General features: G+C 40.0%; 17 protein-coding genes. 2 read left to right on the forward strand and 15 right to left on the reverse strand.

Annotated features, from left to right (window positions below; genetic code table 11):
• The first annotated feature begins 192 nt into the window (after positions 1-192).
• Positions 193-2,211 carry a KUP/HAK/KT family potassium transporter gene (locus tag CP355_RS04835; RefSeq protein WP_098044003.1) on the forward strand — a complete coding sequence of 673 codons (2,019 nt, stop codon included), beginning with the start codon at positions 193-195 and terminating at the stop codon, positions 2,209-2,211.
• Positions 2,212-2,701: 490 nt separating this feature from the next.
• Here CP355_RS04835 and CP355_RS04840 read toward each other — a convergent pair whose 3' ends face one another.
• The 12 genes from CP355_RS04840 to CP355_RS04895 all read right to left on the reverse strand — a co-directional run bounded on the left by CP355_RS04840 (position 2,702) and on the right by CP355_RS04895 (position 17,106).
• Positions 2,702-4,654, reverse strand: coding sequence for a M13 family metallopeptidase (locus tag CP355_RS04840; RefSeq protein ID WP_098044004.1), 1,953 nt, complete (start codon positions 4,652-4,654; stop codon positions 2,702-2,704).
• Between the two features lie 84 nt (positions 4,655-4,738).
• Entirely contained in the window at positions 4,739-5,956 is a 1,218-nt protein-coding gene (locus CP355_RS04845; protein ID WP_098044005.1) for an MFS transporter, read from the reverse strand.
• A 98-nt stretch (positions 5,957-6,054) separates the two neighbouring features.
• The gene (locus CP355_RS04850) at positions 6,055-7,263 is read right to left on the reverse strand and encodes a DUF438 domain-containing protein (RefSeq protein ID WP_098036833.1); all 1,209 of its coding nucleotides are present in this window, start codon (positions 7,261-7,263) and stop codon (positions 6,055-6,057) included.
• Positions 7,263-7,844 (reverse strand): iron-sulfur cluster assembly protein, encoded by a 582-nt coding sequence (locus CP355_RS04855; RefSeq protein ID WP_098036832.1) that lies wholly within the window; start codon positions 7,842-7,844, stop codon positions 7,263-7,265. Before CP355_RS04855 ends, CP355_RS04850 begins: the two co-directional genes overlap by 1 nt.
• Positions 7,845-7,914: 70 nt before the next feature.
• Positions 7,915-8,628, reverse strand: coding sequence for an anaerobic ribonucleoside-triphosphate reductase activating protein (nrdG, locus tag CP355_RS04860; protein ID WP_013641398.1), 714 nt, complete (start codon positions 8,626-8,628; stop codon positions 7,915-7,917).
• Positions 8,612-10,807 carry an anaerobic ribonucleoside-triphosphate reductase gene (gene nrdD, locus CP355_RS04865; protein WP_098044006.1) on the reverse strand — a complete coding sequence of 732 codons (2,196 nt, stop codon included), beginning with the start codon at positions 10,805-10,807 and terminating at the stop codon, positions 8,612-8,614. The genes nrdG and nrdD overlap by 17 nt, the downstream gene beginning before the upstream one ends.
• A gap of 181 nt (positions 10,808-10,988) precedes the next feature.
• Entirely contained in the window at positions 10,989-11,132 is a 144-nt protein-coding gene (locus tag CP355_RS04870; protein WP_158227418.1) for an LPXTG cell wall anchor domain-containing protein, read from the reverse strand.
• A 94-nt stretch (positions 11,133-11,226) separates the two neighbouring features.
• Complete coding sequence (locus CP355_RS04875; protein WP_098036829.1) at positions 11,227-11,670, reverse strand: SLAP domain-containing protein; 444 nt, start codon at positions 11,668-11,670, stop codon at positions 11,227-11,229.
• 105 nt (positions 11,671-11,775) lie between these two features.
• The gene (locus tag CP355_RS04880; RefSeq protein ID WP_098044008.1) at positions 11,776-13,044 is read right to left on the reverse strand and encodes a carboxylate--amine ligase; all 1,269 of its coding nucleotides are present in this window, start codon (positions 13,042-13,044) and stop codon (positions 11,776-11,778) included.
• 22 nt (positions 13,045-13,066) lie between these two features.
• The gene (gene asnB, locus CP355_RS04885) at positions 13,067-15,016 is read right to left on the reverse strand and encodes an asparagine synthase (glutamine-hydrolyzing) (RefSeq protein WP_098044009.1); all 1,950 of its coding nucleotides are present in this window, start codon (positions 15,014-15,016) and stop codon (positions 13,067-13,069) included.
• A 141-nt stretch (positions 15,017-15,157) separates the two neighbouring features.
• Positions 15,158-16,567 (reverse strand): serine/threonine protein phosphatase, encoded by a 1,410-nt coding sequence (locus CP355_RS04890; protein ID WP_098044010.1) that lies wholly within the window; start codon positions 16,565-16,567, stop codon positions 15,158-15,160.
• 53 nt (positions 16,568-16,620) lie between these two features.
• Positions 16,621-17,106, reverse strand: a complete 486-nt coding sequence (locus tag CP355_RS04895; RefSeq protein ID WP_087176533.1) for a hypothetical protein — start codon at positions 17,104-17,106, stop codon at positions 16,621-16,623.
• A 154-nt stretch (positions 17,107-17,260) separates the two neighbouring features.
• Between CP355_RS04895 and CP355_RS04900 the strand changes: the two genes are divergently transcribed.
• Positions 17,261-17,833 (forward strand): DNA-3-methyladenine glycosylase I, encoded by a 573-nt coding sequence (locus CP355_RS04900; protein WP_087363984.1) that lies wholly within the window; start codon positions 17,261-17,263, stop codon positions 17,831-17,833.
• Between the two features lie 46 nt (positions 17,834-17,879).
• Here CP355_RS04900 and phnE (CP355_RS04905) read toward each other — a convergent pair whose 3' ends face one another.
• Genes phnE (CP355_RS04905) through phnC form a run of 3 tightly spaced genes read right to left on the reverse strand, consistent with a single transcriptional unit; the run spans position 17,880 to position 20,256 of the window.
• Positions 17,880-18,692 (reverse strand): phosphonate ABC transporter, permease protein PhnE, encoded by an 813-nt coding sequence (phnE, locus tag CP355_RS04905; protein WP_098044011.1) that lies wholly within the window; start codon positions 18,690-18,692, stop codon positions 17,880-17,882.
• Complete coding sequence (phnE, locus tag CP355_RS04910; RefSeq protein ID WP_098044012.1) at positions 18,692-19,483, reverse strand: phosphonate ABC transporter, permease protein PhnE; 792 nt, start codon at positions 19,481-19,483, stop codon at positions 18,692-18,694. Before phnE (CP355_RS04910) ends, phnE (CP355_RS04905) begins: the two co-directional genes overlap by 1 nt.
• Positions 19,483-20,256 carry a phosphonate ABC transporter ATP-binding protein gene (gene phnC, locus CP355_RS04915; RefSeq protein ID WP_025005582.1) on the reverse strand — a complete coding sequence of 258 codons (774 nt, stop codon included), beginning with the start codon at positions 20,254-20,256 and terminating at the stop codon, positions 19,483-19,485. Before phnC ends, phnE (CP355_RS04910) begins: the two co-directional genes overlap by 1 nt.
• Between the last annotated feature and the right edge of the window lie 16 nt (positions 20,257-20,272).

The following is a 20,272-nucleotide window of genomic DNA, read 5'->3' on the forward strand; positions in this document are numbered from 1 at the left end:
ATTAGATAAAATCTATCAAACAGCGTAAGTGTTCAATTTATTATTGCAATTTACGACCCAAAATTAAAACATAATTATTTTACTTGCAATGTGAACTAAAATAGACGAAAATGAATGTATTAAAAGGAAAATGTCATTGTGGCATTTTCTTTTTTTATTAATAGCTACAATTTATTTGTGGGAGATATATAAATGAATACTAAGTCAAAACGTATGAGCGCGGCTGGCTTACTGATCGCCATTGGTATTGTCTATGGCGATATCGGTACTAGTCCACTTTATGTTATGAAGTCTATTGTCGAAGGCAATGGCGGTATCGGAAATGTTAACCGCGATTTCATCATCGGTTCCATTTCTTTGGTTCTTTGGACCGTGACACTACTAACTACCTTACAAACGGTTTTGATTGCGCTAAAAGCAACCAACCATGGTGAAGGTGGTATTTTTGCTCTGTATACTTTGGTTAGAAAGAGAGCCAAATGGCTGGTATTGCCTGCTTTGATCGGTGGGGCTGCCATCTTAGCCGATGGTACGTTAACTCCGGCCGTAACTGTTACCACCGCGATTGAAGGGTTAAAAGGTCTTCAATTTGGTGGCAATGTTCCTGTTTCTACCCAGGAAATGGTAATCATGATTACCGTAATTATCCTGCTGCTGCTCTTCTCTATTCAAAAGATGGGAACCAGTATCATCGGTAAAGCATTCGGCCCTATCATGTTTATCTGGTTCACCTTCTTAGGCGTCATGGGTGTTATCAACATGGCTGGCGATTGGTCAATCATTCAAGCGATTAACCCAGTTTATGCCATTAAGTTACTCTTCAGCCCTTATAATAAAGCCGGAATCTTTATCTTAGGATCAATCTTCCTGGCTACTACTGGTGCTGAAGCTCTTTACTCTGATGTAGGACACGTTGGTAAAAAGAACATCATCGGTTCATGGCCATTTGTATTTGTTTGCTTGTCACTCAACTACTTTGGTCAAGGTGTTTGGATTTTGAACAACCCAACTTTCCGTCCTGCCGACGGCGGCGTGCTTAATCCATTCTATGAAATGATTCCAATCAACATCAGATTGTTCGCTATCATCTTGGCTACTGTTGCCGCTGTTATTGCTTCACAGGCTTTGATCACCGGATCATTCACTTTGGTCGCTGAAGCCAGTGGACTTAAGTTCTTGCCAAGAATGAATATCGATTACCCATCAACAGAAAAAGGTCAGATCTATATTCCTTCCATCAATAAAGGAATCTGTGTTGCTACTATCGCAATCGTTTTGTACTTCCAAACTTCTGCTCACATGGAAGCAGCCTATGGTCTTTCCATCACGATTTCAATGCTTGCAACTACCATCTTGCTTTATGAATGGTTAGTGTTGAAGAAAATTAACCCACTTTGGAACTGGATCTTCTTGATCTTCTTCGGTGTTCTTGACATCATGTTCATGATCTCAAGTTTAACCAAGTTCACCCACGGTGGTTACGTATCACTCTTCATCGCTGGTGTAATCGGCTTCATCATGTATGTTTGGTACTACGGTAACAAGGTTCGTGATAAACGTGAATCACGTAATGCTTACGTTCGCTTAGACGAATATACCGATATGCTTACCAACTTAAGTCACGACGAAGATTATCCAACTTACGCTACTAACTTGGTTTACATGGCTAACGTTAAGTACAACAAGTTTATTAAACGTGAAATCTTGTACTCTATTTTGGATAAACGTCCAAAGCGTGCTAAGGCCTACTGGTTCGTTACCGTTAATGTAACCAACGAACCATTTACCGCTGAATATGCCGTTAATACCTACGGTACTAAGAACGTAATTAACATTCAGCTATACTTAGGTTTCAAGAAGCAAACTAGTGTGAATGTCTACATTCGTCAAATCGTTCACGATTTAATCGCTGACGGCACAATCGAACCACAACCACAGGAATACACTACTACTCCTGGACGTGATGTCGGTGACTTCTCATTCGTTATCGTTAACGATGTCATCAGTCCTCAAACTCAATTAGTTGGTTATGAAAAATGGTTAGTCGAAGCTCGTGTTCGTTTGCAAAACTTGTCTTCTAACCCTGCTTCATGGTTCGGTTTGGAATACGCAGATACCGTCATTGAACGTGTACCATTAATCTTAGGTAAACCAAATCCATCTTACATTAAACGGATTAAACCTAAGGATTATTCCAACGCTAAGAAATAATAATAGACAAATCAAAAAGGCACCCGTGATGGGCGCCTTTTTAGTGCAATAAACTTATTATATGGGTAGTAAGTAAGTTATAAAGACTGCAGCGTAGTAGCGGCACTGCAATCAGCTCTATTATAGTGTTGAAAATGTAAAATGGCTAACATTTGTGCTTTTTAATATTAATAAAGAGTAAATATTATAGTTCTATCAATTTTCTAACGACAGAAAAAAGCGGTCTTTCGACCGCCCACAATTCTTTCGAGTCGATAGCTAGTCGACCCTCAACACACGTTATAGTGTATTATTTCTTCATATTAAGTACCATTATAACATGATAAAAAAAGCTCTGCACAACGGCAGAGCCACTTGCAAGTTATCGTCTTGCATTGCATGCATCCATGATCAATGAGATCACAACACTTATTCTACGAATATTTTACCATGACAAAATAAAAGCACGAAGTTCTAAATCAAAAGAACCTCGTGCTTATTTTTATCTAAACTACCAAATCACAACACGTTTTTTAGGATCAAGCCACATACCGTCGCCTTCCTTAACGTCAAATGCCTTGTAGAATTCTTCTTGGCATTGTGATTGGACGTTAGCACGTTCTGGACCAGGTGCGTGAACGTCAACTGAAACTTGCGTCTTAATAGACTCAGTAAGTTGCTTATTAGCCCAAACACGAGCAAAGTTTTCAAACAACTTCTTCATATCGCCGTTTTCACCCTTGTTAGCTTGAACAGCAGCAGTTAAACCACCTTGGTCAGCGATGTTTTCTGAAACAATTTGCTTACCGTTCAAAGTTACAGGACCATACTTGATGCCGTCGAACAAGTCGATTTCAGCTTGCGTACGCTTCTTGAATTCTGCATAGTCAGCGTCAGTCCACCAGTTCTTCATGTTGCCGTATTCGTCGAATTGTGCACCGTTGTTGTCGAATGCGTGTGAAACTTCGTGGGCGATAACAGTACCGATACCACCGAAGTTTTCAGCACGATCTTGCTTCAAGTCGTAGAATGGTGCTTGCAAAATTGCGGCTGGGAAAGTTAAGTCGTTTCTTTGTGGGTCGTAACAAGCGTTAACCAAGTTACCTGGCATGAGCCATACAGTACGGTCAACTGGCTTGTGCAGCTTCTCTACGTTGTACTTAACTTGTTCAATTTCAGCAGCTCTAGCGTTTGAGTAAAGGCTGCCACCTTCGCTAGCTGGGGTTACGTGCAAACGATCGTAGATTTCTTCAATCTTGTCTGGATAACCGATCTTCAAGATCAAGGCACGTAACTTAACGATTGCCTTGTGCTTAGTTTCTTCAGAAAGCCAGTCATTGTTCTTGATACGTTCTTCGTAAACATCAAGCATCTTGTGAATCATTGATAAAACGTCTTTTTTAGCGTCTTCGCCAAAGTAAGTCTTACCGTAGTAAACACCAACAACTTCACTAAAGATGCCGTTAGCAAGGTGGTATGCTTGCTTTTCTTGGCTTTGAAGTTCTGGTTGACCTGACAAAGCTTGGCTAAATGGGAATGATGCTTCACGGAAGTCTTGGGACAAGTAGCTAGCAACACCATTGATGAACTTAACGATCATCCAACCCTTGATTTCATCGAAGTTGTCCTCGTTAATTAATTCATCGAAGTGATCCAAGTAGCGAGGTTCTGCGACGATTACGCGGTCTGGAACTTCACCCAAAGCTTCCTTCAAGAAGTAGTCCATCTTGAAGTTAGTAATCTTCTTTTCAAAGTCTGAGATTGGCATTGGGTTGTACATTGCTGGGTAGTCTGCCCATTCTTCAGATGACTTAACTACCTTAGATACCTTGTCATCGAACTTCATGGCATCGTCAACGTATTCTTCAGCTTGACCCGCTGAAAGACCTGCCATCTTAAGAAGCTCAATTGATTGCTTCTTCAAAACGTCGAGCAATTTTTGTGCCGCATCAGTCTTATAAGTAGTTGTATCTGGCAAGAAAATTGATGAACCGAAGAATTGCAATACATTGATCTTAGTGTTCTTCATATCGGCATCAACGTCGAAGCTGAATGGCAATGCAAAAGCCGCCTTGAACAAGTCTGGAACCTTCAAGTTGAAGTCAGCAAAGTCACGAATACCTTCAAGCAAGGCTAAATCAGCTTGGATAGGCTTAGCGCCATCTTCATCACGACGCTTAAAGTCACGCGCTAACTTGTAAAGTTCAACTGCCTTCTTCAAGTTAGGCACATCAGCAACTTCTTTTTTACCATCGGCAAAATCTGCGAAGTCCTTCATCAACTTCTTTTCAACATCAAGGTCAATGTTGTCGAAGCTAGCAATTCTTGAACGGTCTGATGGGATCTTGACGTTTTCAAGCCATTCAGAGTTAACTGCTAAGTATAAATTATCTTGTGGACGAGTACCTACTTTTGGTTCGAGGATGTCGCCGACACCGCCGCGAACGGCCATTTTATTATTCATTCAGGAAAGTCCTCCTTTTTTGGTGTCTAAAAAATTAAATCAAGCTAATTATATCATTTTAATTTAATTTTGTATGCTTTTTACTTATTTATAAATAGTTAATTCTTTGTGCACTCTCATGTAAGTTGGAATCATGACTACGATCATCAAGGCAATCACGATAGCGGCTACCCAGAAGAATGGAATATAACCAGCATGGTCGATGATTAAACCACCAAAGAGCGGTCCAAACGCACGCCCGATCCCCGAAGCCACCATGTTGGCACCTTGGTACTTGCCTTTACTGGTGAGTGGTGACAAGTCGTTGACGTAAGCAGGAATAGCTGGGAACGCGGTTGATTCACCCAAGGTCAAGATGAACATTGATAAAGCGAAGTGCGCGAAGTCTTTGGCAAAAACTAATGTGATAAACGATAGTGAGAACATGCAGATCCCAAAGATGATCTGATGGAAGAGATTTTTAAAAATATTAGGAAAACTAGCCAAAATCCCTTGCATGATGGCGATAACGCCGGCATTAAGGGTCCAAAGCAAGCTGTACAAGTGGAATGGAATTCCAAGTGAAACCATGTAAACGGACAAATTGGATTCCCAGTTCATGTACATCAGCCAAGTTACACCCAAGGTGGTGAAGAAGACCATCGTCATAATGAAATTGCGCTTTGGCATTGGTTCTGCTTTATGCTTTTCACCCTTCTTATGCTTGACCATTCTCTCCTTATGGAAGGCAATAATTGGCCTGTAGTTGAAGATCGCATTGATGAAGGCAATTACAAAGAGCAGTGCCGCAATCACGAATAGAAGCGTAATTGATAAGTCGTAGAGGTATCCTACGATCAAAGTACCGGTTACCACACCCAAGTTTTGTGAGAAGTACAAAACGTTGAAGACGTAGCGGCCCGGATATTTTTTCAAACTAGTGGCAACGGAGTTGATCAAGGTTCCGTTCCAGCCGCCCAAGAAGCCGGTCAAAGTCAGCCAGACCCAATATTCTGGCCAGCCATGAAATGCGGCCATCAAAAATAAGACTGCAGCATCTAGACCTAAGCCCCAGAGCATCAATGGGTACGGATTGTATTTATCATAAAGACGTCCTGAAATAATTGAGCCGAGGATGTTGCCGGCACAGTTACAGAACAGGACCACACCAATGATTGACAGACTGATGTGCAGCTGTTTGTTTAAGTAAACAGAAGTTAATGGCCAAATGAAACTAGCACCGATCCAAGTAGCTAATTCACCTACGATCAGCCAAATTAACTTAATTTCATCAGTTTTAATTTTTCCATGTGCATTTTTCATATTTGCCTCCCTAATGTTCTTTTTGTCCATTGTCTAGCTTATCAAGAAGTACAAAAAAAGAACAGTGCCAAGCTGACACTGTTCGTAAACTATTTAACTTATTCTGTTTTCTTTTGTCCCGTCAATTTTTCAATGTCGGTGATATCTTGCGCCACCTCGAGGCATCCCAGATACTGATCATCGTCATCATGGACGGCGTAGTAACGCAAATAGAGCTTTCTACCCATCTTTCTTGGCGTGAACCAATATGAGATCTCGTTCTTCTTACCTTCATGAAATTCCTTGAAGATCTTCTCGATGATTGGCTTGCTGGCCGGTGTGTGGCAGGAGAAGACGGAGTTGCCGATCGCGTTTTTAGAATGAGGGAAAATATTCGCACCGCCGCCGAAGTAAGCTACCTTGTCGTTAGCATCGACGAAAGTTAAAGCAAATGGCAACATGTCTAAAATTGCGGACAGTTGTTTTAGATTCAATGATCCTTCCTTGAAGTTAATGAACAAGCTGGAAAGATTATCAAACGAAATTGGGCCGGCAGCCTTTGGTTCCTTTTTTGGCTTCCAGTTCATCGGTGGATTAATCAAGGTATAGCCGATTTGCTTTTCTTCTTGTTTGACGTTTTCCCAGTCTTCTTGATTTGCGACTTCATCGATCATCGGAATCATGATGTCTTCTTCCTTGAAGATCATCTCAAGCACTTCGTGACTAGTTTCCTTGATCGCCTTATCCAATTTTTCTGCATCAATTGGATCAGTATTAGCAATCTCATTTGCTTGTTCAATTAAACGTCTAATCTTGTCATCCACGCCCCACATTACTTGTGGCGGAGCAGTGATGCCATATTTGGTCATTAGTGGAAACAGTGATGTTTCTTTTCTAGCATAGTGCTTATCAATCGTAGCTAAATCAGACAATGCTTGTTTGATTTTATCTAAGGTTTCATCAGATTTGTTATCTTCCCACTTTTTCAAGTTAGGCAATAAAAAGTCATTGACCAGCGACTTGATAACCACGTTTTCCTGCTTGATTGTGTTCACCGGATGACCTGGTATGGAAAAATCGGGATTTTCCTTGTTCTCTTTGATATTGCCCCTAAACACATCAGCGTGAACGTTACACAAATATTGAATCTTGCGTGGATCCAAACCTTGTGCGATTAATTCCCGCTCTGCTGCCGTAATTTCAGATACGTCGACCTTATCGAACGCCTCCTGAAACATCTTCTTCGCTGTCGCAAAATCGCCGCCAGCTTGGATATAATGCAAGATCTTGAGCAGCGCCTCTTGTCTTTCTTTACTTAAATTCGCCATTATTCAATCACCTTGTAACCCTTTTCTTCAAAAGCCTGTTTAATCTTGTTTAAATCGATCTTCATTGCTTGTGCACCAAGCGGAATCGTCATTACTCTACCTACTGTGCTGAGCAAGCCTGGAATCTTAATTCTGGTAAAACCGCAGTCATACATAATCTGGATAAAATCAGGATATTCATCAGCCAGCTTTTTAATTGGCACAGAAAAGTCGATGATCTTTTGTTTTTCTTCTGTCTTTTCAATCTCGTCTTTTTCACTTTGATCATCAAGCATCCCCAGCTGCTTCTTAGCGGCTTCAGTCATCCTCTCAGGCGACCAAACAGGATACCAGACTAATTGCACCTGGCATAAATCAATGCCGTCCACGGTCAACACAGCCTGTTTAATGTGGTCTTGCAAATAAGTAGACAATGGACAACCACTGATCGTCAAAGTCATTCTTACGGTTGCCTTGCTTCCTTCAATATCGATGCCATAGATCAAACCTAAGTTAACAATATCAACCTGCAATTCAGGATCGATAACCTTTTGCAAGGCGGTCATAATTTGATCAACTAACTCTATTTTTTCTTCTTTCATCGTTTTTCTCCACAAAATAAGGGTAACTGTAAATCTAATTTTACAATTACCCCTTGTTTTTATCTATTATCTATCTTTGCAATTTATCCCAAATAACGACTTTGCCAGCCTTCAATGACTTAGGCACATCGATAATTCGTTGGTTGCTTGAACCTCTGAATTGCAAGGTCAAATCTTTCTTTGCTTCAAGGAATCGTCCATCAACCAAGATATCGATCTTCGACAGCATTTCTTTTTTATCAGGAGTTTCCTTTTGCAATTCATCCCAAGTGTAGCCTGACCAAGACCAGATGTCTTTGGTATGACCGAATTCTTTTCTAACTCGGTTAATAATTTTCAAGCAAACCCAAGTGTTCAAGAATGGTTCACCGCCTAAAAGGGTCAAACCTTGCACATAAGGCTGAGACATATCTTTGATGATCTGGTCTTCAAGGTCTTGCGTATAAGGCTGACCATAGTTGAAGTTCTGCGCTGCCAAGTTGTAGCATCCCGGACAGTCAAACAAACATCCAGAAACGTAAAGACTACATCTTACACCTTCACCATCAACGAAGTTGAACGGCTTATAGTCCGCAATCTTGTGCAAACTATGCTCTTCACTCTTCCATTCTTGTGGCTTAGGATTCTTAGGCATCGCCTTTTGCTTAAGCAACTTCTTAGCGTGATCAACTTGAGGCTTATATTGATTTGAGTCAACAAATACCGTATCACCATCAATATTAACCTTGATCAAACTGCTTCGAATGTCAGGGCCTTCTTGATCGTTTTTATCTTTCTTTGGCATTTTCTTTAGTTTCCTCTTCAGCTTCTTCGCGTACTAAGCCCATGGTCATGTGCTTTACTCTGTGAGCAATTTCTTCATGACGACCGTGAACCATAGGTCTCTTCAAAGGATTACCAAGGTAGCCGCAGGTTCTCTTTACACAGTCACAGGTACGTGGATCGTGGTTGCCGCAGACTGGGCATTGGAAGCCTTTAGCAGTAGCCTTGAATTCACCGGCAAAACCACACTTGTAGCACTTGTCGATTGGAGTGTTGGTACCAAGGTAGCCTACCTTGTCGTAAGCCCAGTCCCAAACGGCTTCAAGAGCTGCTGGGTTTTGCTTCAAGTTAGGGTATTCGCAGTAGTGGATGAAACCACCAGCAGCGTATTTTGGATAATCCATTTCGAAACTCAACTTTTCAAATGGAGTTGGGTGCTTTCTAACATCGTAGTGGAATGAGTTAGTGTAGTATTCCTTGTCAGTGATGTCCTTAACCTTGCCGAACTTAGCAGTATCAAGTCTGCAGAAGCGGTCGGTCAAACTTTCACTTGGAGTTGAGTACAAGCTGTAGTGGTAGTGGTTAGGATCGTCCTTTTCCCACTTAGCACATAAGTCATGCATCTTCTTAACGATCTCAACAGTGAAGTCGTGAGCTTCCTTGTTGTGTTCCCAATCGGAACCGTAGAAGACAGTACCTACTTCGTAAAGGCCGATGTAGCCCAAGGAAACAGTGGCACGGCCGTTCTTGAAGAGGTCGTTAACGTTGCCATCTTCTGAAAGACGCTTGCCAAATGCACCGTATTGGTAAAGGATTGGTGCGTTGACTGGCTTAGCTTCGGTTACGCGGTGAGCCTTGAATTGCAATGCTTCGTGGCAGGTTTGCATTCTAACTTTGAAGATCTTCCAGAAAAGATCCATGTCGCCGTGACTTTCCATAGCGATTCTTGGCAAGTTAACAGTAACAACACCTAAGTTCATTCTGCCTGAGTTAACTTCCTTGCCGTTCTTGTCCTTCCAACCTTGTAAGAATGAACGACAACCCATCGGACACTTGAATGAGCCGGTGATTTCTTTAATCTTGTCGTAGCTCAAAACGTCTGGGTACATTCTCTTGGTTGAACATTCGATGGCAAGCTTCTTAACATCGTAGTTAGGATCACCTGGGTGCAAGTTGAGCCCCTTCTTAAGGGTGAAGAGTAATTTAGGGAAGATCGCGGTTCTGTGTTCTTTACCCAAACCAGCAATTCTGATTCTTAAAATATCTTTTTGGATTTCTTTTTCAATCCAAGAAGTACCAAGGCCGAAGCCCAAGCTAGTAAATGGTGTTTGACCTTGGCTTGAGAACATAGTGTTGATCTCGTATTCCAGGCTTTGCATAGCGTCGTAGATGTCTTTCTTAGTACGCTTCTTAGCAAAAGCATCTGCTTTTTCTTCATCGTCAATTAATTCTTTAGCATCCTTTAAGTGCTTTTCGTAGTTCTTTTGAGCAAAAGGAGCTAAAACTTCATCGGCACGGTCGAACGAACAACCACCGTATTGACTTGAAGCTACGTTAGTGATGATTTGGGCAACTTGGCTGGTAGCAACGCCGATTGAGTTAGGACTTTCCATGTAGGCATTACCAATCTTGAAGCCGTTGGTAAGCATTTCTTTGAAGTCGATCAAGCAGCAGTTAGACATCGGTGAAAGTGGAGTGTAATCCAAGTCGTGCCAGTGAATGTCACCGCGAAGGTGTGCTTTAGCGATGTGTTCAGGCATCATAGTCAGACCAACGGTCTTACCTACTGTACCTGCAGTCAAATCACGTTGAGTGCTGAAGACATCACTATCTTTATTTGCGTTTTCGTTAACGATGGTTGGGTCTTTATGGACTAAGCGTTCCAAACGGTTTTTAGTATCAATTTGTTTTTCCCATTCGGCAACGTCATGCTTGCGATAAGCAACATACTTTTTGGCAGCTTCAATATAGCCAAGTTCATTCAAGCTTTGTCTAAATGCATCCGCAACATCTTGTGCTGTTACAGTGTCATCATCAAGCTTATCCATAATCTTGCTTAAAATTACTGTCTTAACATCGTCCAAGCCAAGAGCGTGAATAACCATCTCCAATTTAAACAATTCGAACGGATATTTAGCGCCATCACGCTTAACAAACATTGTCGGTGTATTTAATTTCTGTTCCAGTTCTTGCTTTAACATAAAGATCAACCCCTCTAAATCTATGAATCAGTCTTACCATAGAACACAATATATTGTATTCTATACATATAGAGGCATCTACACCTTGTATTTAGCAAATTGCTGTCATTAAAACATTTTTGAGCAAGAAAAAAAGTTGAGAGAAATTTCTCCCAACTTTTTGGTATTTTTTGAAATATTTTTAGTTATTTTTACGCTTACGATCTACGCCAAATCCGAACAATCCTAAACCAGCGAGTAGGGATCCTAAGATATCGGTAGATTCTTTAGCACCAGTTTGTGGCAATGCCAACACACCGACAAATTTTCCAAAATTCTTCTTCATTTTGAACATCCCTCTTTCCCTATTTCATAATTAAACATATCAGAACATCAAAAAAGTTTGGTAGAAAATTTCCACCAAACTCTTAGTTTTCTAATTAATCAGCCACGTGAGTAAAAGCTGTATCCTTAACTCTTACGTAGACAGGTTGTCCTTTCCAGTAACCTGACTTGTAGTATTTAACGCCGCGGTAAGTATAAGTACGCTTTGGCGTGTTGTAATTTCTACCATCATTAGTTAAGAAGTACTTCTTGCCCAAACGACGACCATATTTATTGTAGATGTATGCCTTGTGCTTGATATGGAAAGTAGCGTGGTTAGCCTTGTAGTCGTAAACTTTCTTATCATGCTTGTACTTGTGGTATGCACGCGTACCTTCTTGAATACCTTCGTCAACTGCTCTACCGACTAAATAACCGTTGAAAGAACCCCAGAATGCATCTGAATATGGGCTAGCTTGAACGGTAGTAGCAGCTGGAGCCGCAACAGAAATCCCCATAATACCTGTCACAGCAACAATACCTAACTTTTTAATTTTCATCCTTGAAAAAATTCACTGTAATTATATCACCAACTCATTATTCCAAAGATATGAGTAATAAAAAAAGTTTGGAAATAGCTTCCAAACTTTCTGAAATATATTCAATTACTTATTTTTCTTGAAGTATTGACCCTTATTTACTTCGTAGTACTTCTTGTAACGAGCGTAGTAGTTGTGGAACATGTATTTCATCAAAAGCCAACGCTTAAAGTTACGGTCCTTGTCGTAGAAGACAGTAGTGCCATAACGGCCTTCGTGAATTAATTCTTCTGCAGTGTCCTTAGCATCGTTTTCAAAGGCGTATTCCTTAAAGATCTTAACTGGTACACCCATCCATAAAACGTGCTTAGACTTCAACTTGTTGCCGTATACAGTGTCCTTATCCTTCAAGCTGTCTTCAACGTAGTCGTCAATGTACCACTTAGCCAAGTTGTAACCGTTCAAAGTTACGTAGAAGCTTGAACGACCTTGACGCAAGTTGATTTCGAAGAACTTGTATTGACCGTCACGAGTATCGTACTTGATATCAAAGTTAGCCATACCAGTGTAGTTCAACTTTTCAAGGAAGGCTTGAACTTGTTCGTACAACTTTTCATCGTATGCTGGCAAGATAGTCATGTAGTTACCAATTGATTGTGGGGTTGGGTCTTCCAATAATGGGTGACCTAAGCACATCATCTTAACTTGGTGGTTTTTGTCAACGTATGCATTCAAGGTTCTCATGTTTGAGTCATCACCAGGAATGAAGTCTTGTAAAATAAGGTCTTCAGTATAACCGTGGGTGTAGATCTTGCCTACGATATCCTTGAATTCATTTTCATCATGAATAGTGAAAGTCTTCTTACGACCTTCGAATTGGCAGTTAAGCCATGAAACTGGGTCTTCTGGCTTAAGTTCTACTGGGAATTGGAATGGCACATCAGTGTACTTGCCTGACTTGTAATCATCCATAGTGATGATCTTAGTCTTAGGATATGGCAAACCATATTCTTCAGCTACTTCGTAGAAGCCTTCCTTTGAAATCAACTTTTCAAGCAAGTCGTAATCGATGTAAGGTACGATAAATACCTTGCTCAATTCTTCCTTATGCTTTGAAAGAAGTTCTGCATAACCATCACCACAAGCAATCAAAATTACAGGTTCCTTATGGTCCTTGTAGATTTCCATCTTTTTACGCATAACATCCATGAAAGTTGGATCTGCGCTAAAACCATGGTGAAGTTCTACGTCAACAATCTTTGAATAACGGGTTGCGGCAAGTTGTGCATCAGCCATTGCCTTAACCTTAATACCGTAAGCCTCGTTAAATGAACGAGCCATACCATAAACGTTAATGTCACTACCAAGTAAAATTGGTGTAAATTTTTTAGTCATTATCCTAAATTAAACCCCTAAATTATAGTAATTTGCCTTGTGAAATTAATTTTGCAACTTCAGGTTGAACATGTTGGTATTTCTTAACAGTATTTTCGTAATCAACAAAGAACAACTTGTACCAAACAAGGAAGGTGTAGATAGCCCAGATTTGACGTCTGTGTGAGCCGTCCCCTTCGTAGTTGTCATCAAGAAGCTTGATAATCTTCTTTTGATCGAAAATGTCGTTAACAAATTCTTCTTCGAACAAGCTACGTACTTGCTTGTAGAAACGTGGTTCCTTAAGCCATTGCTTGATTGGTGTTGGGAAACCAAGCTTTGGACGCTTAGCCCATTCATCAGGCAATACCTTCTCTGAAGCCTTACGAAGTGCGTACTTGGTATCATGACGGTTAACCAAGTACTTGGTTGGGATTGAGTTAGCTAATTCTGCGATCTTCTTATCAAGATATGGAACACGAACTTCAAGTGAGTGAGCCATTGAAATCTTATCGGCCTTTTGTTCAATATCGTTAATCATGAAGTGGTGCAAATCGATGTATTGCATTTGCTTAACGTTATCAATATCCTTAACCTTCTTGAAGTCCTTTTGGTAAATGCCGTTAACAGTCAACTTATTGCGGTAAGTTGGTTGCAAAATGCTGTTGGCATCCTTTGAGGTAAAGATAGTTGGGTAATCCATATCGTAAATTACTGATTGACCAACGTAGAATTCACTTGGTTCAGCCAAGTTGGTGTACATGTGAACTTTACCTGGGAAATTAGGCATCTTCTTAATCTTGTGGGCCAACTTAATTTGCTTCTTCTTAGGAAGTTTCTTAAGTTCGCTAGTGAAGATCTTAATGATATCGTTATGAGTGTGCATCCCGTAGTTAACGTAACCAGCAAACAATTCGTCGGCACCTTCACCAGAAAGTGCAACAGTAACGTGCTTACGAGCTAACTTACACAAGTACCAAAGTGGGATGATTGATGGGTTGGCATCTGGTTCATCCATGTGGTATTGCATTTCTGGAAAATCACGCATAGCTTCGTCGGCATCAACCTTGTCACTGTAGAACTTCCAGTGGTTGATGTCAGCTAATGCCTTAGCCTTTGAAGCTTCATCGTAAGTTGAGTCATCAAAACTTACTGAGAAAACATCGTCTGGGTTAAGCAAAGTAGTCAAGTATGAAGAGTCAATACCTTCTGACAAGAATGCACCCACCTTAACGTCAGCAATTCTGTACAAATCGACGGTTTCCTTCAAGTCATCGTTGATACGCTTCAAAGTTTCTTCAAAGCTTAAACTATTTTCCTTGTATTCCGCATCCCAGTATTGGTGGGTCTTCATTTCACCATCTTTGTATTCGAACCAGTGACCTGCTGGAAATCTGTAAACGCCTTTAAAGAAGGTTTCTTCAAGGTCGTTGTATTGGTTCATGAGGTATGGCTTAACAGCTTCAACGTTCAATTCACGCTTGAACTTTGGATATTCCAAGAAACTCTTAAGTTCTGAACCTACAAGTAAGTGGCCATCTTGGTTGCTGTAGTACATTGGCTTAATACCAAAGAAGTCACGTGCACCATAAAGGGTCTTGTTGTTGTCATCCCAAATAAGGAAGGCAAACATACCACGTACCTTCTTAAGAAGGCCATCCATGCCCCACTCTTCATAACCGTGAAGCAATACTTCAGTATCGGCCTTGGTAGTGAAAGTGTGGCCTGCTTTAATTAATTGTTCTCTTAATGGTTTAAAGTTGTAAATTTCACCATTAAAGATAATTGCTCTAGTTTTATCTTCATTATAAATAGGTTGAGCTCCTCCACGAAGATCGATAATTGACAATCTTCTGAAACCAAGGGCAACCTCATCATTAGTGTAATAACCGTCGGAATTAGGTCCACGGTGCTTGATAGTAGCCATCATCTTACCAATAACGGCTTGTTTTTCGTTTATTTTTGGATCATAAAATGCGACAATTCCGCACATATTTCAACTTCCCCTAAGCTAATTTCTCTCTACTTTATCTATATATAAATATACTTACACTTATAATTTTTTTACTTTAACTTTTTTATTATAAGCTAAACACTTGTAATAGCCAAATAGGTTTACTTTTCTTTACCTAAACTAAATAAAATATACCCGCCGTCTTGAAGCAGCACCATAGCCAAAGACTTGAATACGGTGACGTTTCAAGTCGACGTTAACGATATAGCCAGCTGCTTCGTTATTATGGTCAATTTGGCGTTTCAAATTTTTATTGAATTTTGTGGTCAAAGAATGTTTTGGCCCCATTAAAGCCGAGCAGTTAAACAGAATGTATTGGATACCATTGATTCTGTATTGATCTTCGCGGTGACGGTGGCCGCAGAAATAAGCAATGATGCGAGCGTTCTTTACATGAGTGAAGTTGAAGTCATTGGACAAACGGAATTCTGCTGGCTCGCCGTCGCTAGCATGCATGCGGCCTTTTTCTCTTTGGTTAAAGGCAACGAGCAATTCATGCAAGGATCTACCGTTATATTTGAGGGCGTTGCTACCCTTGCGGTTGATTGGGTTGGCATGACTCATAAAGATAATCTTCTTATTCGATGATCTGGTCAAAATTTCGATGATTTCTTCAATTTGATCTTCACGCACAGCCAAAGTGATTTTGGCATCGTATTTCTTTTGTCCCTTATTATTCAAAATATAAGGCAAATCTGAAGTATTGACGGAGATTACACGAATATCATTGAAATCAAAGTAAGCAACACCATGTTGACGTGAAACGTAATGGATATTCTTTTGTCGATACATGTCGGGCCACATGATGTTTTCAAACTCGTTTTCCGGGAACGATGCTTTTAGATCGTGGTGTTCATCAAACTTATCGTTTTCATCGTGATTACCCTTAATATTCAAATAAGGAAGCGTATCCGACTTAAACGAATTGTTTAACTTGATCAGCTCGCCTTCACCAAGCAGACCCGCATCAGAACCATCGATCCAATCGCCTAAGTGAGCCTTCATGTTAAGCAAACCAGATTGATCAAGATAAGAAAATTCTTGCACGTGCTGCAGGCCATTCCAACCGTAAAAATCGACACTATCCTTATCTTTAAAGTGCGTATCAGTGATAACGCCGATATTAACTGAGTTTTTGCCTTTGCGAATATGCTTTTTAACTTCACTAGTAAAATCATCCAAATAATTTTCAACTACATAACGACGACCCGTTTTTGTATCATGAAAATCACGGAAACGATCTAGTTTTTCACTATATTTACGTACATACTCTGGTGCAAGTTCTGTGGTACTTTCTGAGCTTAAGCCTTGATGCAAAACACCATCTTTATCTTGATAAACGGTTAGCACAAATTTCTTACCATCTGGTGTACCATCTTCTGCATCAACATGATATTCACCAATAGTGGTATATTTTTGCATAGGATCTAGTAACTCGCCATCTTTATCCATGGCTGAACGCTTTCTTGCTCCTACGATCTTATCTACGATCTTATCAACTATTCCTTTAGTATGTTTCAATAGCTTCATTTTTTCGCCCCAAAGACAAAAAAAGCCGGCTCTCGCGACCCGACTCAAATAATTTATGCGTTGTGTGCTAAAGCATAAGCAGCAAGTCCTACTGACAAAACAGCATCTTTAGACAATACTTCTTGTAAATCCTTGGCAGCGATTGCTTGAACTGCGCCAATAACCTTTAAACTGTAAACGATAACTCGATAATCAGTGGCTGGATCATACAAATCATCTTCATATGGATTTTCGTGGTTGTAAGTTAAATTAATTTCATCCTTATCAACATAACCATCAACGTGGTTAGTTAAGATACGGTCATGTAAATCAGTTAACTTATCAGCCATTTTGATCAAAGTTAATTTATGATCGCTTTCTGCTTCGTAGTATTCTTCTTCGGTCATATCAAAGTAATCTTTAATAGGATTATTCAAAACGCCCAAGTTATCAATTACTTTATAGACAGCTTCAGCGTCAAAGTCTTGTTCACCATTCAAAATCTTGTCTTGTGATAAGGCTAAATCATCAGCCAACATCATGGTATCTAATTTTTCCATATGATCCTCCTCAAAATTCACCCCTAATTATAGCAAAAAAAGGGATTAAAGCCTGCATTTCAAACTTAAAAATAAAATTTCTTAGAAAAAAATCCACTTTTTTTGCGTAATAAATATTAGAGAGTAAAAATATTATTTTAAAGGAGAAAATTTCATGAATGAAACTAGAATATTACGCTGCCCTTGGGGCGATGTAAAAGACGAAACAGTGAGAAACTACCATGATCATGAATGGGGCAAATTAAATTTAGATGATCAATATTTATATGAAATGCTGGTACTTGAACTTTTTCAATCAGGGCTCAGTTGGTCCACAATTTTGCACAAACGCGAGAACTTCAGAAAAGCTTTTAAGGAATTCGATGTAGAAAAAGTTGCTCAAATGACCGATTATGACGTAGGCCTGCTGATGCAGGACAAAGGCATCATCCGTAATCACATCAAAATCAATGCCGCAATCAAAAATGCTAAGGCGATCCTAGTAGTTAAGCAAGAATATGGCAGTTTCGCCAAATATTTGCAAAGTTTTATCCCTTCACCAATTGTGCATCATCCCGATACCATTGACGAAGTTCCTACCACTAACGACATTGCAAAGCAGATTGCCAAGCAAATGAAAAAAGATGGTTTCTTTTTCGTAGGTCCTGTAATTATCTATTCTTACCTCCAAGGAATTGGCTTAATTAATGACCATCTTGAAGATTGTTACTTCAAAAATAATGGATGAAAAAAAGAGAAGACGTTTGTCTTCTCTTTTTCATAGGAATTAAAAATTAAACTAACTTCTTTCTGATCCAACCTGAGATCCAGTCAATGATAACAACCATAATGATGATACCAAGCAAAATGATACCTACACGGTCCCATTGACGATATTGAAGTGCAATGATTAATGGATAACCGATACCACCGGCACCTACCAAACCAAGGATAGATGCGGAACGAATTGAAACATCAAAACGATACAAGGTGTTAGAAATCAAAGCTGGCATCAAGTTAGGCATAGTTGAAAACATGATTACGTGGAACTTAGAACCACCGGCTGCAATAACAGCTTCGTTTGGCCCTTCTTCCAAGTTTTCAATAGCTTCTGAGAACAACTTGGCAAGCATACCAACTGAGTGGAAACCTAATGCCAAAACACCGGCTGCAGAACCAGGACCCACGGCCTTGATGAACATCAAAGCAAGAACAATTTCAGGGAATGAACGGATAATTGCCAAAACAATTTTACCGATTCTTGAAGTGTACCAATGCTTGTGCTTGGTATGGGCTGCCCAGAAGGCAAATGGCAATGAAATAATTGCGGAAATGAATGTACCTAAGAAAGCGATACAAATGGTTTGCCACAATTGTGAGATCAAGTCTTCACCTGAGCCATTGTAAACATAGCTCCAGTCAGGATGGAAAATACCTGAGAAGATTGCACCGGCAATTTGACCAGCAGTGGCTTTAATACCACCGAAGTTAATACCAGTACATGACCAAACAATAATTACGATAGTGGCAATTGCAATTAGCCAATGTGCAACTTGTTTCTTACGGTCAACGGGTTTAGCGGGTAATTTTTTTATTGTAGTATCCATTATTTCATTAACGCCTCCCGTGACTTAGATGAAACGTAGTCGATCAAGACAACAACTACGATAATAACGATGATGATCGTACCAGTTTGAGCATAATTGAAGACCTGCAAAGTTTGTTGCAAGTTCAAACCAATACCACCGGCACCGATATAACCAAGGACTGTTGATGCTCTGACGTTGATTTCAAATGCATATAGAACATATGAAATGAAGTAAGTGATAATTTGTGGCATAACTGCGTAATGGATAATTTGCAATTTGTTTGCACCTACGGCAGTCAAAGCTTCAATTGGACCTGGATCAATTGTTTCGATTGCTTCGTAGAACAACTTAACAACCACACCAAAGGTGAAGACTGCTAAAGCCAAGATACCAGCAACTGGACCGATACCTACGATAGCTACGAAGATCGCACCAAGAAGCAAGTCAGGAATAGTTCTGACGATATTCATAATGACACGAAGTACGCCAGTTACAGCCTTATTCTTAACAATATTACGGGCAATCAATAATGAGTAGATAAATGCGACAACAGATCCAATTACCATACCCAAGACAGCCATCTTGATGGTTTCAATCAACTTAGGCCAAACAACGTTCAAGTAGCTCCAATCTGGATGAGACATTTGAATAAAGATGTCAGCAAATTGGTTCCAGTTTTCAAACAAGACACTAATGTGCGTGTTAGTAACATTGATTGAAATAAATAGTCCTGCAATCATGATGATTGTCCAAACCAAGTTCATTACTTTGAACTTACGCTTAGGCAATTGATTTACTTGTTCAGGCATTATTCATCCTCCTCGCTGCCGTTACCACCATTGTAAATATTAGTGAAGACAGACTTAGGAGTATCTTTCATCTTGCCATCGTAAACTACTTGACCAGCACGGATACCGATTACTCTTTCACCAAATTGTTGTGCAAGTTCGATACTGTGCAAGTTAGCAACTACGGTCATGCCGTATTTTTCATTAAGCATCTTCAAGTCATTCATGACTCTCACTGAAGTCTGTGGATCAAGTGATGCAGTTGGTTCATCAGCCAAGATGATCTTTGGATTTTGCATAAGCACACGTGCAATAGCTACACGTTGTTGTTGACCACCTGATAACTCGTCAGCACGTGCATAAACTTTATCGGCCAAATCAACTTGTTGTAAAGCTTCATAAGCCTTTTGTTTATCTTCTTTATCGAATAAGTTAAAAGTAGTCTTCCAAGTTGGGTAGTAAGCTACGCGGCCTACCAAAACATTGCGCAAAACACTAGAACGCTTAACCAAGTTAAAGTTCTGGAAAATCATTCCGATATCGCGACGTAATTTACGCAAATTCTTGCCTTTAGCACTTGTAATTGATTTGCCGTCAATCAAAATATCGCCTGAAGTAATATCATGCAAACGATTGATTGAACGTAGCAAAGTTGACTTACCAGCGCCAGACAAACCAACAACTACTACGAATTCACCTTTATTAATAGTTAAGTTGATGTCCTTTAAACCTACAGTACCATTGTCGTAGATCTTGGAAACATCTTTTAATTGGATCATTGGCTTATCTGCCATTTAATCGTCAAACTCC

The organism is Lactobacillus sp. UMNPBX4 (assembly GCF_002554115.1).
Classification (GTDB): Bacteria; Bacillota; Bacilli; order Lactobacillales; family Lactobacillaceae; genus Lactobacillus; species Lactobacillus gallinarum.